General features: G+C 69.0%; 23 protein-coding genes. 7 read left to right on the forward strand and 16 right to left on the reverse strand.

The window, feature by feature from the left end:
- Window positions 1-38: 38 nt before the first annotated feature.
- The 4 genes from GVO57_RS05500 to lptF are packed head-to-tail and all read right to left on the reverse strand — an operon-like array spanning window position 39 to window position 5197.
- Window positions 39-1358: an OprO/OprP family phosphate-selective porin gene (locus tag GVO57_RS05500; RefSeq protein ID WP_233281485.1), complete on the reverse strand. Its 1320-nt coding sequence runs from the start codon at window positions 1356-1358 to the stop codon at window positions 39-41.
- A gap of 10 nt (window positions 1359-1368) precedes the next feature.
- Window positions 1369-2901 (reverse strand): lipopolysaccharide biosynthesis protein, encoded by a 1533-nt coding sequence (locus GVO57_RS05505; protein ID WP_160592321.1) that lies wholly within the window; start codon window positions 2899-2901, stop codon window positions 1369-1371.
- Window positions 2898-3989 (reverse strand): LPS export ABC transporter permease LptG, encoded by a 1092-nt coding sequence (gene lptG / locus GVO57_RS05510; protein WP_201752695.1) that lies wholly within the window; start codon window positions 3987-3989, stop codon window positions 2898-2900. The genes GVO57_RS05505 and lptG overlap by 4 nt, the downstream gene beginning before the upstream one ends.
- Window positions 3989-5197: an LPS export ABC transporter permease LptF gene (lptF, locus tag GVO57_RS05515; protein ID WP_160592322.1), complete on the reverse strand. Its 1209-nt coding sequence runs from the start codon at window positions 5195-5197 to the stop codon at window positions 3989-3991. Before lptF ends, lptG begins: the two co-directional genes overlap by 1 nt.
- Window positions 5198-5407: 210 nt before the next feature.
- On the opposite strand from lptF, the gene GVO57_RS05520 reads away from it, so the two are divergent.
- The 3 genes from GVO57_RS05520 to GVO57_RS05530 all read left to right on the forward strand — a co-directional run bounded on the left by GVO57_RS05520 (window position 5408) and on the right by GVO57_RS05530 (window position 7739).
- Complete coding sequence (locus GVO57_RS05520; RefSeq protein WP_233281486.1) at window positions 5408-5848, forward strand: DUF2141 domain-containing protein; 441 nt, start codon at window positions 5408-5410, stop codon at window positions 5846-5848.
- On the forward strand, window positions 5845-6810 hold the full coding sequence (locus tag GVO57_RS05525) for a diacylglycerol/lipid kinase family protein (RefSeq protein ID WP_160592324.1): 966 nt from the start codon (window positions 5845-5847) through the stop codon (window positions 6808-6810). The genes GVO57_RS05520 and GVO57_RS05525 overlap by 4 nt, the downstream gene beginning before the upstream one ends.
- 89 nt (window positions 6811-6899) lie before the next feature.
- Window positions 6900-7739, forward strand: coding sequence for a hypothetical protein (locus tag GVO57_RS05530; protein WP_160593843.1), 840 nt, complete (start codon window positions 6900-6902; stop codon window positions 7737-7739).
- 115 nt (window positions 7740-7854) lie between these two features.
- Here GVO57_RS05530 and GVO57_RS05535 read toward each other — a convergent pair whose 3' ends face one another.
- From GVO57_RS05535 to GVO57_RS05565, 7 genes are all read right to left on the reverse strand, one after another.
- Window positions 7855-9864 (reverse strand): ATP-binding protein, encoded by a 2010-nt coding sequence (locus GVO57_RS05535; protein WP_160592325.1) that lies wholly within the window; start codon window positions 9862-9864, stop codon window positions 7855-7857.
- A 57-nt stretch (window positions 9865-9921) separates the two neighbouring features.
- A complete protein-coding gene (gene spt, locus GVO57_RS05540; protein WP_160592326.1) occupies window positions 9922-11166 on the reverse strand; it encodes a serine palmitoyltransferase in 1245 nt (414 codons plus the stop codon).
- A complete protein-coding gene (locus GVO57_RS05545) occupies window positions 11159-11413 on the reverse strand; it encodes an acyl carrier protein (protein ID WP_160592327.1) in 255 nt (84 codons plus the stop codon). Before GVO57_RS05545 ends, spt begins: the two co-directional genes overlap by 8 nt.
- A 78-nt stretch (window positions 11414-11491) precedes the next feature.
- On the reverse strand, window positions 11492-12418 hold the full coding sequence (locus GVO57_RS05550) for an NAD-dependent epimerase/dehydratase family protein (protein WP_160592328.1): 927 nt from the start codon (window positions 12416-12418) through the stop codon (window positions 11492-11494).
- Between the two features lie 4 nt (window positions 12419-12422).
- A complete protein-coding gene (gene proB / locus GVO57_RS05555; RefSeq protein WP_160592329.1) occupies window positions 12423-13529 on the reverse strand; it encodes a glutamate 5-kinase in 1107 nt (368 codons plus the stop codon).
- A 13-nt stretch (window positions 13530-13542) separates the two neighbouring features.
- The gene (gene obgE, locus GVO57_RS05560) at window positions 13543-14613 is read right to left on the reverse strand and encodes a GTPase ObgE (protein ID WP_160592330.1); all 1071 of its coding nucleotides are present in this window, start codon (window positions 14611-14613) and stop codon (window positions 13543-13545) included.
- Between the two features lie 68 nt (window positions 14614-14681).
- Entirely contained in the window at window positions 14682-15272 is a 591-nt protein-coding gene (locus GVO57_RS05565) for a TetR/AcrR family transcriptional regulator (RefSeq protein WP_160592331.1), read from the reverse strand.
- Window positions 15273-15458: 186 nt separating this feature from the next.
- Here GVO57_RS05565 and GVO57_RS05570 point away from each other — a divergent pair, with 186 nt between their 5' ends.
- Entirely contained in the window at window positions 15459-16310 is an 852-nt protein-coding gene (locus tag GVO57_RS05570) for a metal-dependent hydrolase (protein WP_160592332.1), read from the forward strand.
- Window positions 16311-16582: 272 nt separating this feature from the next.
- Here the strand turns inward: GVO57_RS05570 and GVO57_RS05575 are convergent, their stop codons facing one another.
- The 3 genes from GVO57_RS05575 to GVO57_RS05585 form a co-directional block, all read right to left on the reverse strand.
- The gene (locus GVO57_RS05575; protein ID WP_233281487.1) at window positions 16583-16813 is read right to left on the reverse strand and encodes a hypothetical protein; all 231 of its coding nucleotides are present in this window, start codon (window positions 16811-16813) and stop codon (window positions 16583-16585) included.
- Between the two features lie 243 nt (window positions 16814-17056).
- The gene (locus tag GVO57_RS05580) at window positions 17057-17293 is read right to left on the reverse strand and encodes a hypothetical protein (RefSeq protein WP_160592333.1); all 237 of its coding nucleotides are present in this window, start codon (window positions 17291-17293) and stop codon (window positions 17057-17059) included.
- Between the two features lie 190 nt (window positions 17294-17483).
- A complete protein-coding gene (locus GVO57_RS05585) occupies window positions 17484-18221 on the reverse strand; it encodes a 2OG-Fe(II) oxygenase (RefSeq protein ID WP_160592334.1) in 738 nt (245 codons plus the stop codon).
- A gap of 113 nt (window positions 18222-18334) precedes the next feature.
- Here GVO57_RS05585 and GVO57_RS05590 point away from each other — a divergent pair, with 113 nt between their 5' ends.
- The 3 genes from GVO57_RS05590 (at window position 18335) to ppdK (ending at window position 23952) form a co-directional block, all read left to right on the forward strand.
- Window positions 18335-19207 (forward strand): glycine--tRNA ligase subunit alpha, encoded by an 873-nt coding sequence (locus tag GVO57_RS05590; protein WP_201752696.1) that lies wholly within the window; start codon window positions 18335-18337, stop codon window positions 19205-19207.
- Window positions 19204-21210 carry a glycine--tRNA ligase subunit beta gene (gene glyS / locus GVO57_RS05595; RefSeq protein WP_160592335.1) on the forward strand — a complete coding sequence of 669 codons (2007 nt, stop codon included), beginning with the start codon at window positions 19204-19206 and terminating at the stop codon, window positions 21208-21210. Before GVO57_RS05590 ends, glyS begins: the two co-directional genes overlap by 4 nt.
- A 78-nt stretch (window positions 21211-21288) precedes the next feature.
- A complete protein-coding gene (gene ppdK / locus GVO57_RS05600; RefSeq protein ID WP_160592336.1) occupies window positions 21289-23952 on the forward strand; it encodes a pyruvate, phosphate dikinase in 2664 nt (887 codons plus the stop codon).
- Between the two features lie 99 nt (window positions 23953-24051).
- On the opposite strand, the gene GVO57_RS05605 is transcribed toward ppdK, so the two are convergent.
- Window positions 24052-25044 carry a type II secretion system F family protein gene (locus GVO57_RS05605; RefSeq protein WP_201752697.1) on the reverse strand — a complete coding sequence of 331 codons (993 nt, stop codon included), beginning with the start codon at window positions 25042-25044 and terminating at the stop codon, window positions 24052-24054.
- 10 nt (window positions 25045-25054) lie between these two features.
- A complete protein-coding gene (locus GVO57_RS05610) occupies window positions 25055-26023 on the reverse strand; it encodes a type II secretion system F family protein (RefSeq protein WP_160592337.1) in 969 nt (322 codons plus the stop codon).
- Window positions 26024-26026: the final 3 nt, after the last annotated feature.

Consider the following 26026-nt stretch of genomic DNA (forward strand, 5'->3'; position numbering starts at 1 on the left):
CCGGGCAGCCGGGCGGATCCACCCGGCTTGAACATGTGTCAGAAATCCCAGGCGGTCCTGAGCGCCATCACGTCGAAGCCAAAGCCCGGCCGGTCGGGCCGGGCGAGCGGGCCGCCATCGATCCGGCCGCGCGCATATTGCACGGTGAAGCGCAGATGGTCGGTCGGCTGCCAGACCAGGGCGGCGATATGGCCCTGTTGCCGCCCGCCTGCGATCCGCGCATTGCCCCCGGCGTCATTGAGGTCGAGCAGATCATAGCGCAGATTGATCGCCAGCGCGCCGATGCCGCCGCGCCCGAGCGGGCGGCGCGGCCGGGTGCGCGCCCATAGCCCGTCGCGATAGCCCCGGCTCTCCCCGGTCAGGGACCAGCCGATTTCGGCGATCATGCCGGCAAAATGGGGATCGAAGCCCGGCCGGATCGCCCCCGCCGCCAGCCCCGGCGCGGTCCCGGCGCGCAATGTCCGCAGGCCCAGATGCTGGCCCTCTGCGATCAGGTGGAACGGCCCGGCAATGGCGATGAACTCCGCCCCCAAGGTCAGGTCGCTCACCGCCGCCAGCCGGCCGGTGCCGAGCAGCCGCGCATCGAGAATGCCCGCAAAGGGCCGGGCGCTGAGCGCAAAGGCGCTGCCGCCATCCCGGTAACGCCGCCACGCGGCGTTCGCGCCGATGTGCAGCTGCACCCCGCGCACGCGCGGTGCCCAGACCGTGCGGGTGGCAAGCGTCAGCGGGCGGACGCCGCCGCCGCTGTTGACCGTGTCGGCGAACAGCCCGGCCGAGACGCGCAGGTCAGCGCCCGGCGGGATGATCGTCAGATAGGCCCCGCTGCGGCGGATGTTGGAGAAAGCCTCGTTATACGCACCGCGCTCGATGGTGCTGGTGTAGCGGGAGCTGGCGATCTGTTCATGGCCGTTGAGCGGCTCGATATGGCCGATGGTGAACTCGACCGGCGCGGTTCGGGAGGCGCGGAAGGTCAGCGCCACATCGACGGCGCGCACCCGGTTGCCCGACAGTTCAAGCTCGCCCTTGTAGGACAGGCCGTCCGGCCCGTCGCCTTCCACGCCCAGCCGCAGCCGCCGCGTCTGGACGGCGATGCCCTGCGGTACCGTTCCTGCCGGCAGCCCGCCAGGGGCGGATATGGCGGCGACATCGTGATTGATGCGCCCGCGCAGCTTCAGGCTCCAGTCGTCGCCGATCTGCCATTCAGGCACGGCGCTGCGCCGGGGCGGCAGTTCGGGGGGCGGGGGGGAGACGGCTTGCGCCGCAAGCGGTGGGGCGCTGGCTTGCGCCGCAAGCGGCGCAACCGGGGCCATGCCCGCCAGGGCGGCGACCAGCGCGGGCGCGGGGCGGGGGAGGCGCATCACGGTCGGGTCAGGCGAGGCGCAGGCGGCGCGCGCCCTTGCCCAGGCCTGCCCGGTCCGCCGCCGGCAGGCCGAGGCGCAGGGTGAGCCAGAGCAGCGGCCAGAACAGCAGCACCAGGCCGATCGCGCGCGGCGCACCGCCCGTCAGCGCGAGCAGGCCGCCCAGCGCCCAGAGCAGGCCCGATGCGCCGATCGCGACGCCGAGCGCCCGCCATGCCGCGCCGTCGAACGCCGCCAGCCCGTCGCTCAGCCGCAGCTCGACCGTTGCCGCCCAGGCGATCAGCACCGTCCCCGCGCTCACCGCCCACGCCATGCCGGTCGCCCCCATGGCCGGCACCAGCCACCAGCCGATCAGCGCCCACAACGCGAGGCCCGCCAGGCTGTTGACCAGTGGCAGCAGCCGGTGGCCGGTCATCTCGACAATCGGTGTTGCCGGGCCGACCAGCGCCTCGCCCGCGCGGCCGAGCACGAGGATCGTGACCAGCGGCAGCGCCGCCATCGCCTCGGGCGCGAACAGGCGCAGCATGTCGGCGGCGATCAGCATCAGCAGCGCCGACAGCGGCACGACCAGCACGATCGAAAGCCGGGTCGCAAAGCCGTAAATCTCGCGCATCCCCGCCCGGTCATGCGCGGCCTGGGCGGTGGCGAGCGGGGCCAGCACATATTGAAAGGCCTGGCGGACGATCAGCGGGATCGACGCGATCTTGCGGGCGATGCCGAACAGCCCGGCGGCGACCGCACCCTGCGCGCCGGGCAAGGCAAGGTTGAGCAGGATCGCCGGCAGGTCGTTGAACAGCCGCCGGCTGACCGCGCTGGGCAGCAGCGCGATCCCGCTGCCGAGCAGATTGGCGGCAAGCCCCGGCACGCCGCGCGCGGACAGCAGCCGCGCGGGATCATAATAGCGGGCCAGCAGCCGCGCCGACAGCAGGGCGGTGAGCGCGAGGCTGCCCAGATGCGCGGCGAGCAGCCCGAGGCTGTCCAGCCCGAGCGCGAACAGCAAGACGGCAAGCGCCAACCGCCCCACCTGTTCCCAGAAGATGCGCAGGCGGATTTCCGGCCCGAAGGCGCGCCGCGCGCGCGCGGCCGAGGTCGCGACCTCGACAAAGGTCCATAGCGGCAGCGCCCAGGCGAACAGCGTGATGGCGAGCGGCAGCTGCGCCCGGTCGGCCGGCGCGGCAGAGACCAGTGCGGCAAGCGGTTCGGCCGCGAGCGTCGCCAGCGCCGCGATCAGCAGCGCCGGGCCGACCGACACGATCAGCGCCAGCCGCACCGCGGCATGGGCATTGTCCTCGTCGGCCGCTGGCACCACCCGCTGCAATGCCTGCGTCATCGACAGGTCGACGATATTCTCTACGATGTTCACCGCCGCCCACAGCACCGTGTAGACGCCGTAGGTCGCAACGCCGAACAGCCAGGTGTAGGCGGGCTGGGCGACAACCTCGATCAGCGCGCCGAGCCGCGCCAGCGCGGCCAGCCCCGCGCCGCGCGCGACATCGTGCCGCGTCACGGCTGGTGGTTCACCGGTCCGGGGGGTGTCGGTCACTCCTCGGTCCTGATCAGCACCGCCTCGCCGATGAGCAGGAACAGGAAAAACGGCGCCCAGGCAGCGAGCAGCGGCGGATAGGCCCCTAGATTGCCCATGGCGAGGGCGAAGTTGTCGGCAACGAAATAGGCAAAGCCAAGCGCCATGCCGATCACCGCGCGCAGGAACAGCCGCCCTGACCGCGCCAGCCCGAAACCCGCGACCGCGCCCAGCAGCGGCATCAGCACCGCCGACAGCGGCCCCGACAGCTTGTGCCACAGCGATGCGCGCAGCGACTGGGTGGGCCGGCCCGCCGCCTCCAGATCCTCGATCGCGCTGTAGAGCTGGGTGAAGGACAGCCCGTCCGGATTGACGCTCGCCAGGGTGAAGCGGTCCGGGCTGACGCCCGCTGCCGCGCGCACCGTGCCGAGCGGCGTGACCGATCCGGTCGCCACATCGAAGCGTTTTGCGCCCTCCAGCCGCCAGGCCGCGCCGTCGAACCGCGCGGTCCGCGCGGTCAGGATCGCGCCCAGATTGCCGTCGCGCCGGTCATAGACCGCGACATCTTCCAGCCGGGTCGCCCGCCCGCGCCCGGTGGCATGGCCGGCGCGGATCAGATCCTCGCCGTCGCGCACCCAGACATTGCTGAGCACGCCGGGGCCGGAGGGCATCGGCCCGTAATCGACCTTTTCCCAGGCCGACAGCGTCGCCGTGGCGCGCGCGACCACCCGTTCGTTGAACAGGAAGGAGAGGAGCGCGACCAGCATCCCCGTCACCACCAGCGGGGCGAGGATCTGGTGCGCCGACAGGCCGGAGGATTTGAGCGCGATCACCTCGCTGTTCTGGTTGAGCGTCGCAAGCGTGATCAGCGTGCCGAGCAGCACGGAGAATTTGAGGAAGGTCGACACGATCTGCGGCGCGCGCAGGCTGACATAGGTCCAGAGCTGCGCCTGGCCATTGCCCGGATAGGCGAGCACATCGCCGCTCTTACCGAGCAGATCGAGCGTCATCAGGATGAGCACCAGCCCCGCCAGCACCGAAAAGGTGCGGGTGAGGAACATCGTCGCCATATAGACGGACACGGTGCGCGAGGGGAAAAAGGCGGGCATCAGGCCACAGCCTTTCGCCGCCGGGCACCGGCAAGGCCGAACCAGCGCCGGATCGCGGTGCTCGCCTTGGCAAACACCCGCTCGAGCGCGCCGATCGGCTGGCCGCCCGGCACATGCGCCAGCTGCCAGTAGAGCCAGCCGATCAGCGCGGCGAACAGCAGGAACGGCGTCCACAGCGCGATCAGCGGATCGAACCGGCCGAGCGCGCCCATGTCCTGCGCATATTCATTGATCTTGTGATAGGTGACGACCATCACGATCGACAGGAACACGCCCAAGCCCGAGGTCGAACGCTTGGGCGGCACCGCCAGCGCGACCGCGAGCAGCGGCAGCAGCATCATCATCGCCACCTCGACGATGCGGAAATGAAAGCTCGCCCGGCTTTCGTTGCGCACGGACAGTGGCTGGCGCGGGTCGGCACCCATCCGCACCAGTTCGGGGATGGTCAGTTCGCGGTCCTTGCCGCCGCGCCGCCGGAACGCCTCGATCCGTGGAAGGTCGATCGGCAGGTCGTGCGAGGTGAAGGTCAGCACGCGCGGCGCGCGAAACCCCGGTTCGTCATGGACGAGCGTGCCGTTCGACAGGCGGAAGATGATCGTGTCGGGATCATCGGTCGCCAGGAACGCGCCGCGTTCCGCCGTCACCGCGATGCTGCGCCCGCGCTTGCTGTCGGCGCGCACGAAAATGCCCGACAGTTCGCGGCCCTGCTGCGCGCTCTGTTCGATGCGCACGGTGATGTCCTTGCCCAGCCGCGCAAACTCCCCGACCTTGATCGACGCGCCGAGCGCGCCCGAGCGCAGTTCGAACTGCAGCCCCTCATAGGCATAGCGCGCATAGGGCTGGATGAAGCCGACGATCGCCAGGTTGAGCGCAGCAAGCGCCAGCGCATAGAGATAGGGCACGCGCAGCAGCCGGCCATAGCTGAGGCCGAGCGCGCGCAGCGCATCGAGCTCCGACGAAGTGGCGAGCTTGCGGAACGCCAGCAGGATGCCCAGCATCAGCCCGATCGGAATGCCGAGCGACAGATATTCGGGCAGCAGATTGGCGAGCATCCGCCACACGACGCTGACCGGCCCGCCCTGTTCGGCGACGAAGTCGAACAGCCTGAGCATCTTGTCGAGGACGAGCAGCATCGCGGCGATGACCAGCGTGCTGATCAGCGGCAGCGCGATCAGGCGGGCGATATAGCGGTCGAGCGACGACAGCATGTTGGCAAGATCACCCGCAGTTTCCGAATTTCAGTCGTGCCATGACCATGTTTTGGCCGCAAACCCTGCCCATCTTCGCGCTCTGACATGGCGGGGAATGCGCCCGGCGCGCGCCTGCCTATAGCGAGCATGTGCAGGACGGTCATGGCAAAAGTTTGGGCGGTCGGACTGGGGATGGTGGCGTTTCTCGCCATGGCACCCGCGCCCGCCATGGCGACGGCCCTGGGCGCCGATGCCGGGGCGTGCGAGCGCGGCGAGACGGCGTTCCTCGTGCGCGTCGACGGCTTCAAGACCCGCACCGGCATGCTGCGCGTTCAGCTTTATGGCGACAATCCGGCCGATTTCCTGGCCAAGGGGCGCAAGCTGCGCCGCATCGACCTGCCGGTCACGCGCAGCGGGCGGATGGATGTGTGCATCGCCCTGCCGACCCCGGGCACCTATGTCGTCGCCGTGCGCCACGATCTCGACGGTGACGGCAAGTCGGGCTGGAGCGATGGCGGCGGCTTTTCGCGCAACCCCCGGCTGTCGCTGCTGCGGCTGAAGCCTGAGTTTCGTGACGTGGTGGTTCGCGCCGGTGCGGGCGTCAGCCCGGTCGATGTCCAGCTGCAATATCGCCGCGGGCTGTCGATCGGGCCGGTGGCGGCGGGATGAGCCGGGTCGCGCTCCTCTCCAACCCGCGCTCGACGGGCAATCGCGCGCTCCTGCCGCGCGTGCGCGATTATTGCGCGACCCACCCCGACGTCTTTCATTACGAGGTCGAGCATGTCAGCCAGATTGCGGCGGCGATGTGCACGATCGCGCGAATCCGGCCCAAGGTGCTGGTGATCAATGGCGGCGACGGCACCGTGCAGGCGGCGCTGACCGAACTGCATGGCGGCCGCCATTTCGGCGACACGCCGCCGCCGGTCGCGGTGCTGCCCAACGGCAAGACCAATCTGATCGCGCTCGATCTGGGCGCGCAGGGTGATCCGCTGCACGCGCTGGAACGGGTGGTCGAACTCGCCAAGGCCGATCTCGCGCCGCACATTGTCGAGCGCGAACTGATCGCGCTGACCAGCGGTGCCAACGAAACGCGGCCGGTGCTCGGCATGTTCTTGGGCGGGGCGGGGCTGGCGGATTCGATCCTTTATTGCCGGCACAAGCTCTATCCGCTCGGCCTGCCCAACGGCCTGTGCCATTTCCTGACCGCGCTTGCCGTGCTGTTCTCGTCGCTGTTTGGCATCCGCGCGGCGTTCCTGCCGCCGCGGCCGGCCCCCGTGCGCATCTCGCTGGTCCGGGACGGCCAGCTGTCGGGCCGGTTCAGCCTGTTGATCGTGACCACGCTTGAAAAGCTGCTGCTCGGCGGACGCACCCAGCCGGGGCGCGGCCGGATGAAGCTGATGGCCGTCGACCAGAGCCCCTGGGCGCTGCTGCGCATGGTGCGCGAGACGTTGCTCGGCCGGTTCGGCCGCCAGCGGGTTGAGGGCGTGCATATGGAGCAGGGCGACCTGATCCGGATCGAGGGCGAACGGTCGAACGTCATTCTCGATGGCGAGCTGTTTCTGGCCGACCGCGACCATCCGATCGTGCTGCGCACGACGCCGCCGGTGCCGTTCCTGAAACTCGCCGCCTGATCGGGATCGCGGTCGTGCCGTCCCGTGCTGTCCAACCCGGCCCCGTTGATTCCGGCCCCGTCGCCGATCCGGGTGCGGCCTATGCCGCGCTGTCTGCTGCGATCACTGCCGAACTGGACGTGCCGGTCGATCCGCGCATCGCCGCACTCGCCCGCCAGATCGCCGCCCGGCATCCGGGTGCGGTCGCCATGATCTTTTATGGCTCCTGCCTGCGTTCGGGGACGCTGGAGGGCCAGATGCTCGATTTCTACCTGATCGTGCGCGATTACCGCGCCGCCTATCCGGCGCGCTGGCTGGCGGTCGCCAACCGGCTGGTGCCGCCCAATGTGTTTCCGTTCACCAGCGACGGGCTGGCCGCCAAATATGCGGTGCTGTCGCTGGCCGATCTTGAGGCCCAGACCGGGCCGGGTGCGGCAAGCGTGTCGGTATGGGCGCGCTTCGCCCAGCCGGTCCGCCTCGTCTGGGCGGCCGATGACGGCGCGCGGGCTGCCGTGGCAGGCGCGGTGGCGCAGGCGGTTGCCACCATGTGGACGCTCGCCCCGCCCGACGCCGACCCGCTGGCGCGGTGGCGTGCCGGCTTTACCCTGACCTATGGCGCGGAGCTGCGTGCCGAGCGTGGCGACCGGCCCGGATCGATCGTGGACTGGGATCCTGCCCGCTATCTGGGCCTCGCCCGGCTGCTCGCCCATCTGCCCGACCGGCATTCGGACCGGCGCTGGGCCGGGCTGCGGCGGCGCGGCAAGGCGCTCACTGTGCTGCGGCTCGCCAAGGCCAGCCTGACCTTTGCCGGCGGGATCGATTATCTGGCGTGGAAGATCAATCGCCATGCCGGGACAGGGATCGAGATCCGGCCCTGGCAAAGGCGCTGGCCGCTGATCGCCGCGCTGGTCCTGCTGCCCCGCCTGCTGCGCGCGGGGGCGGTGCGCTAGCGCGGTTTCCAGTCAGCTGGACTGACCTGACGGTTCGAAACACGCGCCAAACCGACAAATCAGAGCGTTTTGAAGCCGGATGGCCCCTCACGCCCAGCTTGGACACCGCTCTGCATCAGCCCAGCGCGGCCTGCGCCGTTGACCCGGCCGGATCGCGCGTCATGCCGCCGCGCGCCAGCGCCCGGCCGACCGCGCGTTCGAGCGCACCGATGGTGAAGGGTTTGCGCAGCACCTCATGCCCGGCAAAGGCGTCATTGCCCCCGGCATCGCCGGCATAGCCGGTGACGAACAGCACCCCGACCTGCGGGTGGCGCGGGTGCAGCCGGGCGATCAGTTCCGGCCCGGTCAGGCGCGGCATCACGACATCGCTGATCACCAGCCGGATGTCGGGATGATCGCGCATCAGCGCCTCAGCCTGTTCGGGGTCGGGGCAGGGGACGGGATGATGGCCAAGCTCCGCCAGCGCCTCGGTCGTCGCGGCCAGCACGCGCGGATCATCCTCGACAACGAGGATCCGGGCGGGCGGCGTCGTGCCGGCCTGTGCAGCGGGTTCGGTGTCGGCGGCGATGGGGGCGGCCGCTGCCGCGGCGCAGTGGCGCGGCAGCAACAGCGTGACGGTCGTGCCCCGGCCGGGCGCGGAGTCGATCAGCACTTCGCCGCCCGACTGGCCGACAAAGCCGAACACCTGGCTGAGGCCAAGGCCGGTGCCCTTGCCGACCGGCTTGGTGGTGAAAAAGGGTTCGAACACCCGCTCCAGCACGGCTGGGTCCATTCCGCAGCCGGTGTCGGCCACGGTGATCGCGACATGGTCCCCGGCGGGCAGCGCCCCCGCCTCGCCCGCGGCAAGGCTGCGGCGCGACGTGGCGATGCTCACCGTCCCTTCGCCGTCCATCGCGTCGCGCGCATTGACGGCCAGGTTGAGCAGCGCATTTTCCAGCTGCTGCCGGTCGACCCAGACCAGCCAGTCGCCGCCTGCAAAGCCGGTCTCGACGCGGATGCGCTCGCCCAGCGTCCGGTCGAGCAGTTCGGTCATGCCGGCGATCAGCGTGTCGGCGGATATCGCCTCGGGCAGCAGCGGCTCGGCGCGCGCAAAGGCGAGCAGCCGGCGGGTGAGCGCGGCGGCGCGGCGCGCCCCGTCCATCGCATTGTCGATATGGCGCAGCGCATCATCGGGCCGGTCGGCGGCGCGGCGCCGCGCCAGCTCCAGCCCGCCCAGCACCACGGCCAGCATATTGTTGAAGTCATGCGCGATGCCGCCGGTCAGCTGGCCGACCGCGTCCATTTTCTGCACCTGGCGCAGCTGCGCCTCGGCGGCCTCGCGCTCTGCCGCCTCGGCGCGCAGCGCGGCATTGGCGTCGCGCAGCTCGGCGGTGCGCGCGGCGACGGCGGCTTCCAGCTCGTCGGCCCGCCGGGCCTCGTCATCGGCCTCGCGCCGGGCCAGGCGGCGCTGCGTCATTTCCTGGATCGCGGCATAGGCCAGGATGATCGCCCCCATCACCACCACCGCGCCGAACAGCGACAGGATGCGCGCCAGCCGGTTCGACCGTTCGACCGACCGGGTGGCTGCCCCGGTGCGCGCGATCAGCAGGTTGCGCTCGGCGGTGATGATCGCCTCCATCGTGTCGGCGAGTTCGGTCACGCTTTTCGACTGGCCGGCCTGGAAATAGCGGCCAAGCGCGTTCCAGCCCTGATTATAGTTGGTGCGCAGCGCGACATCGGCTAGCTGGTCGCCGCGCAGGTCGTAGATCGCCTGCAGCCGATCGACGAGCTTCACCTGGGCGGGATTGTCGCGCACGATCTGCCGCAGCCGGGTGAGCAGCGTGCCGGCGCGCCGCCACTGATCGAAATAATAGCGCCCGGTCTGCGCATCGCCGCTCACCACATAGCGGCCGAGCGCCGCTTCGGACCGGGTCATCGTCGCTTCGAGCGTGCGCGCGAGGTTCATCACCTCAAAGCTGTGCCGCTGCGCGCGGAGGGCGGCGTCGCGCTCGGCATTGGAGGTGGACACCATGCCGATCAGCACGACAAGGGCGAGCGCCGCGAGCAGCGCAAATCCGGCCACCAGCCCCCGGCGCAGGCCGGTCAGGTCGCGGTCGCCGTCCTGCGGCAGCGGGGGATCAGCCATGTCCACGCCTGCACAGCAAAGCGCGGATGCGCGGCCAAGTCCAGCCGGTTCGGCGCGTCAGGCGATCGCGCCGACCGCCCGGCCGGCGGCCGCGAACATGCCGAGCACCCGGTCCAGCTGTTCGCGGCTGTGCTCCGCGCACAGCGAGCAGCGCAGCAGGAACATGCCGGCCGGCGTCGCCGGCGGCCGCGCCATGTTCACATAGACGCCCTGTTCAAGCAGCGCCTGCCACATGCCGACCGCTTCCTCCTGGCTGGGCAGGATGACGGCGATGATCGCCGATTCGGGCGTTTCGGTGCCAAGCCTGAAGCCCAGCGCCTTCAGCCCGCCATGCAGGTGCCGGGCATTGTCCCACAGCCGCTGCCGCTTGTCATGCGCGTGCATCAGCTTGGTGATCGACATGGCCGCCGTCGCCACCACCGAGGGCGGCAGCGACGCGGTGAAGATATAGGGCCGGCACGCGAGCCTGACCGCCTCGAACTTCGGATGGTTGGACACGCAGAAGCCGCCGACCGTGCCGACCGACTTGGAAAAGGTGCCGACGATGAAGTCGACATCGGCGTCCAGCCCCTGATCCTCATACACGCCGCGGCCATGCGCGCCGAAAAAGCCCATCGAATGCGCTTCGTCGACCAGCACCATCGCGCCATGCTTCTTGGCGACGGCGACCATCTCCTTGAGCGGCGCGATGTCGCCCAGCATCGAATAGACGCCTTCGAGCACGACGAGCTTGCCCGGCTCGGCCGGCAGGCGGCCGAGCCGCTTGTCGAGATCCTCGACCGAGTTGTGGCGGAAGCGGACGATCTCCGCATTGCCCATCGCACAGCCGTCATAGATCGACGCATGGCTGTCGGCGTCGAGGATGATGTAATCGCCCTTGCCGGCAAGCGTCGAAATGATGCCCAGATTGGCCTGATAGCCCGTCGAGAACACGATCGCGCCGGTCATGCCGTAGAAATCGCGCAGCGCCTGTTCGGCGGCCATATGGTCGCGGAAGGTGCCGTTCAGCATCCGGCTGCCATTGGTGCCCGACCCGAACTGGTCGAGCGCGGCCTTGCCGGCGGCGATGACGTCGGGATCAAACGTCATGCCCATGTAATTGTAGGTGCCGAGCAGGATCGTCTCGCGCCCCTTGATCACCGCCTGGGTGGGCGAGCGGACCTCGTCCATCACGATCGCGAACGGATCGGTGACGCCCGAATCAAGCAGTGCCTTGCGCTCGGCGATCAGGCCGTCGAACTTGGACATCAGGTCGCGCGCGGGGGCCTGCGCCCCGGCGATCATCGCATCGGCCTCAGCCATTGCCGCCGTCCTTCAGCTTGGCGACCGCGTCGACCAGCTGGCCGACGGTTTCGATCTCCGCCTGCATGTTCATCGTGATGATGATGTCGAACTCGTCCTCGATCGCGGCGACGAAATCCATCACCGTCAGGCTGTCCCATTCAAGGTCGCCGGCAAAGGTGATGCCTTCGGCCAGGGCGACGCCCTTTTTGTTGAACGGCTCGATCAGGCGGGTGACGGTGTCGAGGATCTGCTGACGGTCGGACATGGTGCGTTCCTAGGGTGTTTGGTCGCCGCTTGCCAAGCGATTGCGGCTGAAGGGTGGCAGCGATGCGGCGCGGCGGCGCTACAGCCAGCCCGATGTGCGATAGGTGATGGCGGTCGCCTTCAGCCCGGCATGGGTGGCGATATGCGGCCGCCACAGATCGGCGGGCGGGCGGCGGTCGGCAGCCGCCACCCAGTCGGGATGGCAGAAATAGCCGACCCGGTCGGGGGTCAGCTTCGCCTTGCGTCCGCGCACCAGCCGGTCGAGGCGCGCGCCGGCGGCCAGGATCGGCCGCGGCAGGCCGAGCGTGCGCACGCGCCGCCGGCCGACCGCGACGCCGATCGCCTCGGCAAACTCGCGGTGGCTCCAGCCCTGTTCGCGGCCATCGTCGGGCTCGTAAATCTGCGCCAGGCTGTCTTCGGCGCCCACCAGCGTCAGCAGCAACCGGCTGAGGTCGCTGACCTCGATGACCGAGATCCGCCCCGGCGGCGGCAGCAGCACCAGCCCGCGCCGCGCCCAGCGGAACAGCTCGAGCGTTTCGCGGTCGCCAGGGCCATAGACGGCGGGCGGGCGCACCACCGTCCAGTCCAGCCCCGATGCGCCGACCACCTGTTCGGACCGCGCCTTGGACCAGCCATAATCCGACAGGTCGGGCGCGCGCGCGGCGAGCGAGCTGACATGGATGAAGCGGCGCACCCCGGCGGCGCGCGCGGCCTCCACCATGTTGAGCGTGCCGGCGACATTGGCTTCGGCAAAGGCGTCGCGCGACGGCGCGTTGATCGCGCCCGCGACATGGATGACGGCATCGGCGCCCTCAACCAGCCGGGCAAGACTGTCGGGCTGGTCAAGCGCGCCCTCGATCCAGCGGATGCGGCCATGGCCGGCCTGGGCGCGGCGGGTGAGCGCGCGCACCGCATGGCCGCGCATCACCGCATGGCGCACCAGCGTCGCGCCGACAAAGCCGGTCCCGCCGGTGATGGCGAGGGTGGGAAGCGGGGTCTTGGTCATTCGTTCAGACGATCAGCACCAGATGGTCGCGGTGGACAAGCGCCGCGCGCGGGGCATGGCCCAGCCGGCCAGCCTGCTCGTCGGAGCGCAGCCCGAGGATGCGCAGCGCATCGGCCGCATCATATTCGCTGAGGCCGCGCGCGATGGCGCGACCGTCATGCACGATGTCGACCACGTCGCCGCGCCGGAACGCGCCGTCCGCCGCAACCGCGCCGGGCGCGAGCAGGCTGCCGCCGGCACGAAGCGCCGCCGCAGCGCCGGCATCGATGGTGATCCGGCCGGCAACCGTCAAGCGCCCCGCCAGCCAGGCCTTGCGCCCGCCCGCGCCGCCTTCGGCCGCGAACAGCGTGCCAAGCCCGGTCTGCCGCCAATGCGCCAGCGGATGGTCGCGCTGGCCCGATGCGATGGCAAGCGGAATGCCGGCGGCGGCGGCGATGCGCGCCGCCTCCAGCTTGGCGCGCATTCCGCCGCTGCCCATGCCCGATCCGCTGCCGCTGCCGGCCATTGCCAGCACATCGTCATCGACCCGCGCCACCCGGTCGACCAGCCTCGCGCCGGGGGTGCCGGGCGGCCGGTCATACAGCCCGTCGACATCGGACAGCAGCAGCACCAGCCCGGCCTGCGCCGCCTGGCCGATGCGCGCCGCCAGCCGGTCATTGTCGCCAAATCGGATTTCGGCGGTCGCCACGCTGTCATTCTCGTTGATCACCGGCACGACGCCGAGCGCCAGCAGCCGGCCGAGCGTCGCGCTGGCGTTCAGATAGCGGCGGCGGTCCTCGAGATCGTCGAGCGTGACCAGCATCTGCGCTGCGGTGATCGCGTGGCTGCCGAGCAGTTCCGCCCAGAGCGCGGACAGCAGCACCTGGCCCGTCGCGGCGGCGGCCTGCGCATCCTCAAGATTCGCCCGGCCGCCTTTGGGCAGGCCCAGCCGCCGCGCGCCGAGCGCGATCGCGCCCGAGGAGACGACCACCACCTCATGGCCGCGCGTGCGCTCGGCGGCGATGTCCGTCACCAAAGTCGCCAGCCAGTCGCGGCGCAGCGCGCCGTCGGCCGCGACGAGCAGCGACGATCCGACCTTCACGATCAACCGTTGGGGGGCAGGGGCGGCCATGACCGGGCCGGGATCAGAGCGGCGACCAGGGACGGTCCTCGTCCGCATCGCCGCCGTCCGGGCCGTGCGCCGCGGCAGCGCTGTTGCCGGTGTCGGGCGCGGGGCCGAGCGCTTCGACCAGCCGGTCGAGCACCGCCTCCAGCCCCTGGCCGGTCGCGCCCGACAGCGGCAGGACGAGCGCATGGCTCGCCGCGCGCAGCTCGTCGCCGATGGCGGTGGTCAGCTCATCGTCCAGCAGATCGCATTTGTTGAGCGCGATGACCTCGGGCTTGTCCTCCAGCCCGGCGCCGTAACGGGCAAGCTCGGTGCGCACCGTCTGCCATGCCTCGACCGGGTCTTCGCCATGCGCGTCCACCAGATGCAGCAGCACGCGGCAGCGTTCGATATGGCCGAGAAACCGGTCGCCGATCCCGGCCCCTTCGCCCATCCCCTCGACCAGCCCCGGAATGTCGGCCAGCACAAACTCGCGCCCCTTGTGGCTGACGACGCCCAGCTGCGGGCGCAGCGTGGTGAAGGCATAATCCCCCACCTTCGCCTTGGCGTTGGTGACAAGGTTGATGAAGGTCGATTTGCCGGCATTGGGCAGGCCGACAAGGCCGACATCGGCCAGCAGCTTCAGGCGCAGCCACACCCACATTTCCTCGCCCGGAAAGCCCTTGCCATGCTGGCGCGGCGCGCGGTTGGTGGAGCTTTTGAACGCGGCATTGCCCTTGCCGCCATCGCCGCCGCGCAGCAGCACGACGCGCTGGCCGGGGGCGGTGAAATCGGCGAGCACATGTTCCCGGTCGTCGCTGAGCACCTGGGTGCCGACCGGCACCCTGATGACCAGATCGTCGCCGCCGGCCCCCGTGCGGTTCGATCCCGAGCCGCCATTGCCGCGCTGCGCCCGGAAATGCTGGGTGTAACGGAAATCGATGAGCGTATTCAGCCCGGCAATGGCTTCGAACACGATGTCGCCGCCCTTGCCGCCGTCACCGCCGTCGGGACCGCCATATTCGATGAATTTTTCGCGCCGGAAGCTCACCGCGCCCGCGCCGCCATGGCCGGAGCGGATGAAAATCTTGGCCTGATCGAGGAAATGCATCCGCGCGCCATAGGACGGTTCGGCGCAAATCGCCAGTTGGGCGGCCCGATTTCCCCCGGACGGGCAGTTCAGCCCGGCTGGTTGCCGCTTCGGCTGGCCAGCGCTGCGCCAAGCTGGGCAGTGGCGATGTCGCGCGCGGCCCCCCGGGGCAGGCCGAGCGCCGCCGCCATCGGCCCGCCGAGCAGTGCATCGCCGAGCGCGACGAGCACGAGGTTGAGCGTGTCGCGGCGCATTTCCGCGTCATGCGCGCCGTCGCCCAGCCGGTCCATCAGCCGGTGGATCGCGGTCAGGATCGGATCGAGCGCATCGTCATTGCCCGACAGGATCATCCAGCTGGCCAGCGCGCCGCCGCCCTTGTCGAACGCCTCGAACGTCAGGTCGACAATGTCGCGCGGCTGGCCGTCACCGGCCCGCGCCTTGGCGACCGCCGCGCCGATCTCGGCGGTGATCTGTTCGGCCATCGTCTCGGCAAGCGCCTTTTGCAGCCCGGCGGCCGAACCGAAATGATGCAGCAGATTGGCATGGGTGCGGCCCATGCGCGCGGCCACGGCCTTGAGCGTCACCGCCTGCGGCCCCGCTTCGACCAGCAGGTCGCGCGCGGCATCGAGCGCGGCGCTGCGGCTGGCTTCGGGGGTCAGGCGTTTGCGGGCGGCGGGCATGGCGGACGGACAGGCTCCTGTTCGGGCCCGCCGCATAGCCGGGCCTGACCGTGAAGGCGAGAGGCCGGGGAAGGGCGGCGCGGGAGAGCAGGGGGAGATGACGGTGCCGGCGCGCTATTGACACAAATGTCAGTGATGGTCATGTTTTGCCCCGAACAGGCCGATTCCCGCCGGGAGAGCAGATTCATGCGCGACGACAAGACCCCTGCCGACCTTGCCATCACCCCGCGCGACCGGCGCTTCGGCCGGGGCAGCCGGCAGGACCGCTGGTGGATGAACGGCGATCCGGTGGCGACCGCGTTTCACAATGCGCTGTCGGTCACCTTTCCGCGCGGCGAGGCGTTCTTCATCGAATCGGTGAAGGCCTTTCGCGACGGCGTGCCGGCAAAGCTTGACCGCGAGATCCGCGCCTTTGTGCAGCAGGAGGTGATGCACAGCCGCGAACATGTGGCGTTCAACCGCCGCGTCGTCGATGCCGGCTATGATGTCAGCCACCTCGAACAGGTGGTGGTCGAATCGCTGGAACTGACCAGGAACCGGCCGCAGATCCTGAACCTCGCCGTCACCATGGCGCTGGAGCATTACACCGCGATGATGGCGCAGATGATGCTGAAGGATGCCGATTACTGGCGCGGCGTCGACCGCGAGACGGCGGACATGTGGAAATGGCACGCGATCGAGGAGATCGAGCACAAGGGCGTCGCCTATGACACCTGGCTCCACGCGACGCGCGACTGGTCGCGGTGGAAGCGGTGGAAGGTCAAGACGATCATGATGCTGCTCGTCAGCCGCACCTTCTGGGTCAAGCGGATTGAAGGCACGCTTGAGCTGCTGGCGCAGGACGGGATCACCGGCGCGCGCGCGAAATGGGGGGTGTTCGCCTATCTGCTCGGCCGTCCGGGCGTGGTCCGGCGGCTGATCCCGGCCTGGCTCGCCTTCTTCATGCCGGGCTTTCACCCGTGGAACCATGACGACCGCGCGCTGATCGCCAAGGCCGACAGCGTCTATCCGGACGCTCGCGCCCCCCAGCCGGCGTAAGCCGGTTTGTTCGGGGGCGCGGCGTAAGCCGTTCTGTTCGGGGTCGCGGCGTAACGGGGCCTCACGGAGCCCCCGCATGAGCCGGGTCGTGCAGGCTCCGGGCGTTGGCCAGGGCGTCACCATCGCCGGGCATTTGCAACCAGACACCGGACAGGACCGGGGACAAAGCCGGGCAAGACCTGTTTTCCCAGCGATGTGTGGGACGAAAACAGCAACGCCGGCACCCATGGGGCGCCGGCGCTGATATCGGATCGCCGGTGACGGCGCCGGCCTCAGGGGCTGGCGGGATCGTCGTCGTCGGTCAGGACGATCACGCCGACCACGACGGCCGCGACCGCAAGGGCGATCAGGAGCACCGAGCCGCCGAGGAATTCGTTGCCCTTGACCTCGGCACCCGCGCGCGAGGCATTCGCGACCGACAGTTTCGCGGCATTGCCCTGAGCCATCGCCGGCGCGGCGATCAGGCTCGCGGCGGCAAGTGCCGTCATCACCTTTTTCAACATGAAACGTCTCCCCGTCCGACGGCGTCAACCGCCGCCATTCACATGTTAACCCATCACCAATGCGTTGCAATGGCCAAGTTGCCTCAGGATTAATCCGTAATGGTTGCGGCGCGTGGGGGTATCTTCGGTCGTTGCCAGAAGGATAAGTCCAAAAGAACTTGACCTGAAAGTGGCAAGCCAAAAGAAAATGCCGGCCGCCCTGGGGCGACCGGCATTTCCCGAAATCCTTGCGTCAGGCGCGGATCAGGCGCTGACGGGATCGTCTTCGCTGTCGGCGAGCAGGAACACGCCGGCGAGGACCGCCGCGAACACGGCGATGCCGATCAGGGCGGTGCCGCCGATGGCGTCATTGCCCTCAACGGTCGCGCCGGTGCGCGCCGCACCCGCAACCGAAAGCTTCGAGGCGCTCGCCTGCGCCATCGCCGGGGCGGCGACCAGGCTGGCAGCCGCGATCGCGGCCGTCAAACCACGCTTGAACATCTTGTATCTCCCTGCACCGCAGTTGTTGAGTGGCGGACCCATACTCCCGCCTGATATGCCCTTTAGACGATGAATCGCGTCGCGCAATGGTTTCGCGTCAATCCATAGGCGGGTTTTCGCCGCCTTGTGGTTGAAATGTGACAGTCCGGGGCCGGGCGGCGACCAGTTGCGGCGGCGTCGCCGGTGCCGGTCAGCGCCCCCTGAACCAGCCGGTGATCGCAAACCGCCCGGCCGGCGCATAGCCGGGCAGGTAGGACACATGGTGATGCTGTGGCACCGCGAAGATGTTGAGCGCGTTGAAGCGCGGACGGAACCCGGCAACGATGTCGCCGTCATCGTTGAAGAAGTTCAGATAGCCACCCCAGTCGGGGTGCCATTCATGCGTGCACAGATTGAGCACATAGGCGACCAGCCAGTCCTCATTCTCGTTCACGTCCTGATGCACGGTCAGGAACTGGCCGGCGCCGAAATGCGTGGCCTGGGCGTCGCACCAGCTGATCTGGCCGATGCCGGTGACGTCGCGCATCAGCGCGATGATGTCGGGGCCGTTCAGCGCCGCGACGATGCCGTCATGCGCGGCGCTGGCCGACCATCCGTCGCGCACCGCGTCATACATCTGATATTGGGAATAGATGAACGCGAACTGCCCGGTTGCGGCGGCGTGGTTGAGCTTCTGCCAGGTGCGCTGCATCGTCGACGGATCGAGGCCGGCCATCTGCTCGCGGCGCAGCTTGTGCGGGCCGTCGGCCCCGGCCTGCCAGGACAAGCCCCAGGGCGTCTCCTCGGCGAGCAGCTGGGCGATCGACTGGGCCGAGTCCCGGGTCAGGAAATCGCGGATCTGCACGCGCCGGTCGCGCGCAAACGCCGTTTTCAGTCCCGGCAGGTCGAGCTGCGGGTTGAGTTTCAGTATTGGTTGAGATTGCCCCATGCTTGTTACGCTAACGCAACATGGGGCCGTGCGCGAGTCCCGTCGCGCAGCTGCGCCCCTGATTCTCGGACGGCCTTGATTCCCGGACGGCCTTTGGGCAGGTGCGGTGCGCTTTGACCGATACACGCCCCCCCAGTTTTCAGGACCTGATCCTGACGCTGCACCGCTATTGGAGCGAGCGCGGCTGCCTCATCCTGCAACCCTATGACATGGAAATGGGGGCAGGGACGTTCCACACCGCAACGACGCTGCGCGCGCTCGGGCCGGAGCCGTGGAACGCGGCCTTTGTCCAGCCCTGCCGCCGGCCGACCGACGGCCGCTATGGCGAAAACCCCAACCGGCTGCAGCATTATTACCAATATCAGGTGATCCTGAAGCCCAGCCCGCCTGACCTGCAGGAGCTGTATCTGGGCTCGCTCGCCGCCATCGGGCTCGATCTGTCGCGCCACGACATCCGCTTTGTCGAGGATGACTGGGAATCGCCCACGCTCGGCGCCTGGGGGCTGGGCTGGGAAGTGTGGTGCGACGGGATGGAAGTGACCCAGTTCACCTATTTCCAGCAGATGGGCGGGTTCGACTGCAAGCCGGTGGCGGGCGAGCTGACCTATGGGCTGGAGCGGCTGGCGACCTATATCCAGGGCGTCGACAGCGTCTATCAGCTCGATTTCAACGGGCGCGGCGTCACCTATGGCGACGTGTTCCTCGAAAACGAGCGCCAGATGAGCGCCTGGAACTTCGAGGTCGCCAACACCGAGGCGCTGTTCGATCTGTTCCGCAAGGCGGCAGCCGAATGCGAGGCGTGCCTGTCGCGCGGCCTCGCCATCCCCGCCTATGAACAGGCGATCAAGGCCAGCCATGTGTTCAACCTGCTCAATGCGCGCGGCGTGATCTCGGTCGCCGAGCGCCAGGCCTATATCGGCCGGGTGCGCGACCTCGCCAAGGGGGCCTGCGCCGCCTGGATGACGCATAACGGATGGGCGGCATGACCGATCTGCTGATCGAACTCCGGTCGGAGGAAATCCCGGCGCGGATGCAGGCGCGCGCGCGCGCCGATCTCGTCCGGCTGCTGACCGAGGAACTGGCCCGCGCCGGGATCGCGGCGGCGGACATGACCGCTTATTCGACGCCGCGGCGGCTGGCAGTCATCGCCCGCGGCCTGCCGCTTCAGACCGACGCGGTGACCGAAGAGGTGAAGGGCCCGCGCACCAGCGCCCCCGATCAGGCGCTGGACGGGTTCCTGCGCAAGACCGGGCTGACCCGCGACCAGCTGGTCGAGCGCGACGGCGTGTGGTTTGCGGTGACCAGCCGGCCCGGTCGCCGCACCGCCGATGTGGTGGCCGAGGCCATTCCCGCCATCGTGCGCGGCTTTCCATGGCCCAAATCGATGCGCTGGGGGCAGGCGTCGCTGTCGACCGAAAGCCTGCGCTGGGTGCGGCCGCTGCAGGGCATCATCGCGCTGCTGGGCGACGATGTGATCGAGTGTGCGGTCGATGGCGTGGCGAGCGGGCGGGAGACCGCCGGGCACCGGTTCATGCATCAGGGGCCGGTTTCGATCCCGAACGCCGCCAGCTATGCCGACGCGCTGCGCGCAGCGCATGTGATCGTCGATCAGGACGAACGCGCGGCGATCATCCGCGACGGCGCTGCCGCACTTGCCGGGGCGGCGGGTCTGCGCGTCCTGCCCGATGACGGGCTGGTCACCGAAAATGCCGGGCTGACCGAATGGCCGGTGCCGCTGCTCGGCCGGTTCGATCCCGCCTTTCTCGACGTGCCGGCAGAGGTCATCCAGCTGACCGCGCGGGTGAACCAGAAATATTTCGTCTGCGCGGGCGCGGACGGGCGGCTGGCCCCGGCTTTCGTGTGCGTGGCAAACATCGCCGCGCCCGATGGCGGCGCGCGCATCGTCGCCGGCAACCAGAAGGTGCTCGCCGCGCGGCTCAGTGATGCGCGCTTCTTCTACGACACCGATCTCAAGGTGCCGCTCGCCGACCAGGCGGGCAAGCTCGCGCAGATCGTGTTCCATGAAAAGCTCGGCACCGTCGCCGACAAGGTCGACCGGGTGGCGCGGCTCGCGCGCTGGCTGGTCGAACAGGGCATTGTCGGCACGCCCGACATGGCCGACGCGGCCGAGACCGCCGCGCGGCTCGCCAAGGCCGATCTCGTCACCGGCATGGTCGGCGAGTTTCCCGAGCTGCAGGGCGTGATGGGCGGCTATTATGCCCGCGCCCAGGGGTTGCCGGATGCGGTCGCCGATGCGATCCGCGATCATTACAAACCGGCCGGGCAGGGCGACGACGTGCCGACCGCGCCGGTGACGGTCGCGGTGTCGCTGGCCGACAAGCTGGACAGCATCACCCGCTTTTTCGCGATCGACCTCAAGCCCAGCGGATCCAAGGATCCGTTTGCGCTGCGGCGGTCGGCGCTGGGCGTGATTGCGCTGATCCTTGAAAACCGGCTGCGCTTCCCGCTTGGCCGCGAAGTGGCGGCCGATGTGCTCGATTTCTTCGCCGACCGGCTGAAGGTGCAGCAGCGCGAGGCAGGCGTCCGGCACGATCTGATCGATGCGGTGTTCGCGCTCGGCGGCGAGGATGATCTGGTGCGCCTGCTCGCCCGCGTCCATGCGCTGCAGGCGTTCATCGGCACCGAGGATGGGGCAAATCTGCTTGCCGGTTACAAGCGTGCGGCCAATATCCTGAAAAAGGAAAGCTTTGCCGCAGGGGCGGTCAATCCCGCGCCCGAACCGGCGGAGGCCGCGCTTGCCGCCGCGCTCGATGCGGCAGCGCCCGCGGCCGAGGCGGCGGTCGCGGCCGAGGATTTTGCCGGCGCGATGGCCGCGCTCGCCAGCCTGCGCGGGCCGATTGACGGCTTTTTCGATCAGGTGACGGTGAATGATGCCGATCCGGCAAAGCGCGCGGCGCGGCTTGGCCTGCTCGCGCGGATGCGCGATGCCGTGCACCGGGTTGCCGATTTTTCAAAGATTGAAGGCTAAGGCCGCGCAGACGGTCAGGACGGCAGGGGCGTTCGGGGGACCAGCGACAGGCTGCACGGGCAGCCAAAAGGGGTGGTGATGACCAAATATGTCTATCGGTTCGGCGGCGGCGTGTCGGATGGCGGGGCGGGCGACAAGTCCCTGCTGGGCGGCAAGGGCGCCAATCTTGCCGAAATGGCGGCGATCGGCCTGCCGGTGCCGCCGGGCTTCACCATCTCGACCGCCATGTGCGCGCGCTTTTATGAGGAAGGCGAAAGCTTTCCCGACAGCGTGAAGGCCGAAGTGGCCGCCGGCATCGACCATATCGCGGCGGTGACCGGCAAGCGGTTCGGCGATGCCGAAAATCCGCTGCTCGTCTCCGTCCGTTCGGGCGCGCGGGTGTCGATGCCCGGCATGATGGACACGGTGCTGAACCTCGGCCTGAACGACGTGACCGTCGCCGGGCTGGCGCGCGCGTCGGGCGATGCGCGCTTCGCCTGGGACAGCTATCGCCGCTTCATCCAGATGTATTCCGATGTCGTGCTCGGCCTCGATCACGGCGCGTTCGAGGAAGCGCTGGAAATCGCCAAGGAAGATCAGGGCCATTTCCTCGACACCGACATGACGGCGGCTGACTGGGAAAGGCTGGTCGGCGTGTATAAGGGCCTGGTCGAGGAACAATGGGGCCGCCCCTTCCCGCAGGATGTGCATGACCAGCTGTGGGGCGCGATCGGCGCGGTGTTCGGATCCTGGCAGTCCGAACGGGCCAAGGTCTATCGCCGCCTGAACGACATTCCCGGCGACTGGGGCACCGCGGTCAATGTGCAGGCGATGGTGTTCGGCAATATGGGCGAGACATCGGCCACCGGCGTCGCCTTCACCCGCAACCCGTCGACCGGCGAGCGCGTCTATTACGGCGAATATCTGATCAACGCGCAGGGCGAGGATGTGGTCGCGGGCATCCGCACCCCGCAATATCTGACCCGTGCGGCGCGCGAGGCGGCGGGCGCGCGGCCCTTGTCGATGGAAGAGGCGATGCCCGACACCTATGCCGAGCTGGCGCAGGTGTTCGACCTGCTGGAGCGGCATTACCGCGACATGCAGGATATCGAGTTCACCGTCGAACGCGGCAAGCTGTGGATGCTCCAGACGCGCAGCGGCAAGCGCACGGCGAAGGCTGCGCTCCGGATCGCGGTCGACATGGTGGCCGAAGGGCTGATCGGCGAGAGCGAGGCGGTGCTGCGCGTCGATCCGCAGGCGCTTGACCAGCTGCTGCACCCGACGCTCGACCCGGCGGCGCCGCGCGACGTGCTGACCAAGGGGCTGCCGGCCTCGCCGGGGGCGGCATCGGGGATCGTCGTGTTCGACGCCGACACCGCCGAGAAACGCGCCGAGCTGGGCGAGGCGGTGATCCTTGTCCGCGTCGAGACCAGCCCCGAGGACATTCACGGCATGCACGCCGCCCGCGGCATCCTGACGGCGCGCGGCGGCATGACCAGCCACGCCGCCGTCGTCGCGCGCGGCATGGGCCGGCCCTGCGTGTCGGGCGCGGGGACGCTGGCCATCGACAGCAAGGCACGGCTGTTCCGCGTCGGCGACCGCACGGTCAGCGAAGGCGATGTCATCACCATCGACGGTGCGACCGGCGAGGTGATGGTGGGCGCGGTGCCGACCGTGCAGCCCGAACTGGCCGGGGATTTCGGCGCGCTGATGGTGTGGGCCGACCGTGTCCGCCGGCTGAAGGTGCGCACCAATGCCGAAACCCCCGCCGACTGCCGCACCGCGCGCGATTTCGGCGCGGAGGGGATTGGCCTGTGCCGCACCGAACACATGTTCTTCGACGCCGCGCGCATCACCGCCGTCAGGCAGATGATCCTCGCGTCCGACGAACAGGGGCGGCGCGCCGCACTTGACCGGCTGCTGCCCGAACAGCGCGCCGATTTCACCGCGATCTTCGAGATCATGGCCGGCCTGCCGGTGACGATCCGGCTGCTCGATCCGCCGCTGCACGAATTCCTGCCGCACAATGAGGCGGAGTTCGAGGATGTCGCCGCCGCCGCCGGGGTCGGGGTCGAGGTGCTGAAGCGCCGCGCCGCCGAGCTGCACGAGTTCAATCCGATGCTCGGCCATCGCGGCTGCCGGCTGGGCGTCACCTATCCCGAAATCTACGAAATGCAGGCGCGGGCGATCTTCGAGGCGGCGGTCGCCGTTGCCGAGCAGAGCGGCGAAGCGCCGATCCCCGAGGTCATGGTCCCGCTCGTTGCCACGCGGCGCGAGCTGGAGCTGATGAAGGAGGTGATCGACCGCACGGCCGAGGCGGTGTTTGCCGAGGCGGGGCGGCGGATCGACTATCTGGTCGGCACGATGATTGAGCTGCCGCGTGCCGCACTCAAGGCCGGCGAGATCGCCGAGGTCGGCGCATTCTTCAGCTTCGGCACCAACGACCTGACCCAGACCACGCTGGGCGTCAGCCGCGACGATGCCAGCCGCTTCCTGACCGCCTATGTCGACAAGGGAATTTTCCCGCGCGACCCGTTTGTCAGCTTGGATGTCGAGGGGGTGGGCGAGCTGATCCGCCTTGCCGCCGAACGCGGCCGGGCGACGCGGGCGGACATCAAGCTGGGCATTTGCGGCGAACATGGCGGCGATCCGGCGTCGATCGCCTTTTGCGAGGAGGCCGGGCTCGATTATGTCAGCGCCTCGCCCTACCGCGTGCCGATCGCCCGGCTGGCCGCGGCGCAGGCGGCGCTCAGGGCGGTCTGATCCGCCTCATCCCGATAAACAAAAAGGGGCGCGGTGCCGGGCAGGCACCGCGCCCTTTTCGTTTTACCGCCGGGCAATTCCACCCGGCTTCAACACGCTCTAGCCGCCCAGATTGTCGGCGATCGAACAGGCCGCCGGGCCAAGGATGACGACGAACAGCGTCGGCAGGATGAACAGGATCAGCGGCACCGTCATGATCGCGGGCAGGCGCGCGGCCTTTTCCTCGGCGCGCATCATGCGTTCGTTGCGGAACTCGGCCGACAGCACGCGCAGCGCCGAGGCGAGCGGCGTCCCGTATTTCTCGGTCTGGATCATCGTGGTGACGACGCCGCGCACCGCTTCCAGATCGATGCGGGTGGCAAGGTTCTCGAACGCCTGGCGCCGGTCGGTCAGGAAGCCCAGCTCGATCGATGTCAGCATGAACTCGTCGCCCAGCTCCGGATAGGCGCGGCCCAGTTCCTTGGCGACGCGGGCAAAGGCGGCATCGACGGTCAGCCCCGCCTCCGCGCAGATCACCAGCAGGTCGAGCGCGTCGGGCAGGCCCTTGCGGATCGCGTCGCTGCGCTTCTGGATGCGATTCTTGAGATAGATGTCGGGCGCCTTGTAGCTGCCGATCAGCACCCCGGCGGCGACCGCGAACTTCTTGAACGGTGCCCAGTCGGGGAAATAGTCGATGCCATAGACGAGCACGACGATGCCGGTGCCGAAGACCAGCGGCAGCATCATGCGCCCGAAGATGACGGCGACCGCCGCATCCTTTGACCGGATGCCCGCCTGCATCAGCTTTTTCTGGGCGGTCTTCAGCTGCTCGTCCTGCAGCACCTTCAATGAGGCGAGGAAGGAGCGCATCCGGTCCGTCGTCTCGTTGCGCGCGCCGAGCTTCGCGCGGCGCTTGGACGTGGAGGCGGTGATCCCGGCCTTGAGCTGTTCGCGGCGGTCGTTGAGCGCCTTCACCCGCCGCGCCATCGGGTCCCGCACCGTGGTCGCCGCATAGAGCGCGACGAGCACCATGAACGAGGCGATCCCGGACAGCACAGTCGCCATCCAGACCACGTCGATGCCCAACAGCGTCGGCCCTGCGCCCTCGTTCATGTTCCGCGCCTCAAATTTCGAAATTGACCATCTTGGCCATGATGAATGCGCCGATGCCCATCCAGACCAGCCCGCCGATTCCGGCGACCATCAGCCGTTCGTCGGTGAAGAAGCCGCCCATATAGTCCTTGTTCAGGAACCAGATCATCGTGAACACGATGAACGGCAGCGACCCGACGATATAGGCCGAGGCCTTGGATTCGGACGACATCGCCTTGATCTTGAGCTTCATCTGCGCGCGCTTGCGCAGCACTTCGGCCAGGTTCGACAGCGTTTCAGCCAGATTGCCCCCGGTTTCGCGCTGAATGGCAAGCGTGATGCAGAAGAACTGAAACTCCGGCGTCCCCAGCCGTTCGGAGGTTTCCTGAAGCGCCACATCCATCGACCGGCCGATCTTCATCTTGTCGCTGACGCTGCGAAACTCCTCGCCCACCGGGCCGGGGACTTCGGAGGCGACGACCGACAGGGTTTCGGAAATCGGCAGACCCGCGCGCAGGCCGCGCACCAGCAGCTCGATCGCGTCGGGAAACTTGCTGGTGAACTGGTTGACGCGCCGGTTGATCATGAACCCGGTCGCCATGTGCGGCAGCCCCAGACCGATGAACAGCCCGCCGAACAGCGCGAGCAGCAGCGGCGCGCCTTCGAGCCACAGCAGCGCTGCGCCGCCCAGCGCCAGCCCGCCCGACACCAGCGCATATTTGCCGACGCTCCACGACCGGCCGGTCATGTCGAGCCGCTTTTTCAGCTGGGCCGGGCGCGGGATCAGCGTCGAGGCGAGGCTGTCCATCCGGGTCGCGCGCGCGGTGGTGATCCGGCGCAGCTGCGCCTCCACGGCCGAGGCGGCCGACGCGCTGTGGCGTTCGCGCAGCGCCGTCAGCCGCCGCTTCTGCGCCTTGGCCTCGGACGGCCCGGAAAAGGCGGCGACGAGCATCGCCAGCACCAGCACCAGGCCGAGGAGCGGGATCATCATTTCAGTCATCTG

Origin of the sequence: Sphingomonas changnyeongensis, assembly GCF_009913435.1 — a bacterium.
Classification (GTDB): domain Bacteria; phylum Pseudomonadota; class Alphaproteobacteria; order Sphingomonadales; family Sphingomonadaceae; genus Sphingomonas_B; species Sphingomonas_B changnyeongensis.

Coding starts and splice junctions, on each gene's coding strand:
- GVO57_RS05610 (WP_160592337.1), bottom strand. CDS start 26,023: ATGACTGAAATGATGATCCCGCTCCTCGGCCTGGTGCTGGTGCTGGCG.
- GVO57_RS05565 (WP_160592331.1), bottom strand. CDS start 15,272: ATGCCCGCCGCCCGCAAACGCCTGACCCCCGAAGCCAGCCGCAGCGCC.
- GVO57_RS05605 (WP_201752697.1), bottom strand. CDS start 25,044: ATGAACGAGGGCGCAGGGCCGACGCTGTTGGGCATCGACGTGGTCTGG.
- GVO57_RS05535 (WP_160592325.1), bottom strand. CDS start 9,864: ATGGCTGATCCCCCGCTGCCGCAGGACGGCGACCGCGACCTGACCGGC.
- GVO57_RS05500 (WP_233281485.1), bottom strand. CDS start 1,358: ATGCGCCTCCCCCGCCCCGCGCCCGCGCTGGTCGCCGCCCTGGCGGGC.
- obgE (WP_160592330.1), bottom strand. CDS start 14,613: ATGCATTTCCTCGATCAGGCCAAGATTTTCATCCGCTCCGGCCATGGC.
- GVO57_RS05545 (WP_160592327.1), bottom strand. CDS start 11,413: ATGTCCGACCGTCAGCAGATCCTCGACACCGTCACCCGCCTGATCGAG.
- glyS (WP_160592335.1), top strand. CDS start 19,204: ATGACCGATCTGCTGATCGAACTCCGGTCGGAGGAAATCCCGGCGCGG.
- ppdK (WP_160592336.1), top strand. CDS start 21,289: ATGACCAAATATGTCTATCGGTTCGGCGGCGGCGTGTCGGATGGCGGG.
- lptF (WP_160592322.1), bottom strand. CDS start 5,197: ATGCTGTCGTCGCTCGACCGCTATATCGCCCGCCTGATCGCGCTGCCG.
- GVO57_RS05580 (WP_160592333.1), bottom strand. CDS start 17,293: ATGTTCAAGCGTGGTTTGACGGCCGCGATCGCGGCTGCCAGCCTGGTC.
- GVO57_RS05585 (WP_160592334.1), bottom strand. CDS start 18,221: ATGGGGCAATCTCAACCAATACTGAAACTCAACCCGCAGCTCGACCTG.
- lptG (WP_201752695.1), bottom strand. CDS start 3,989: ATGCCCGCCTTTTTCCCCTCGCGCACCGTGTCCGTCTATATGGCGACG.
- GVO57_RS05525 (WP_160592324.1), top strand. CDS start 5,845: ATGAGCCGGGTCGCGCTCCTCTCCAACCCGCGCTCGACGGGCAATCGC.
- GVO57_RS05520 (WP_233281486.1), top strand. CDS start 5,408: ATGGCGACGGCCCTGGGCGCCGATGCCGGGGCGTGCGAGCGCGGCGAG.
- spt (WP_160592326.1), bottom strand. CDS start 11,166: ATGGCTGAGGCCGATGCGATGATCGCCGGGGCGCAGGCCCCCGCGCGC.
- GVO57_RS05550 (WP_160592328.1), bottom strand. CDS start 12,418: ATGACCAAGACCCCGCTTCCCACCCTCGCCATCACCGGCGGGACCGGC.
- GVO57_RS05570 (WP_160592332.1), top strand. CDS start 15,459: ATGCGCGACGACAAGACCCCTGCCGACCTTGCCATCACCCCGCGCGAC.
- GVO57_RS05575 (WP_233281487.1), bottom strand. CDS start 16,813: ATGTTGAAAAAGGTGATGACGGCACTTGCCGCCGCGAGCCTGATCGCC.
- proB (WP_160592329.1), bottom strand. CDS start 13,529: ATGGCCGCCCCTGCCCCCCAACGGTTGATCGTGAAGGTCGGATCGTCG.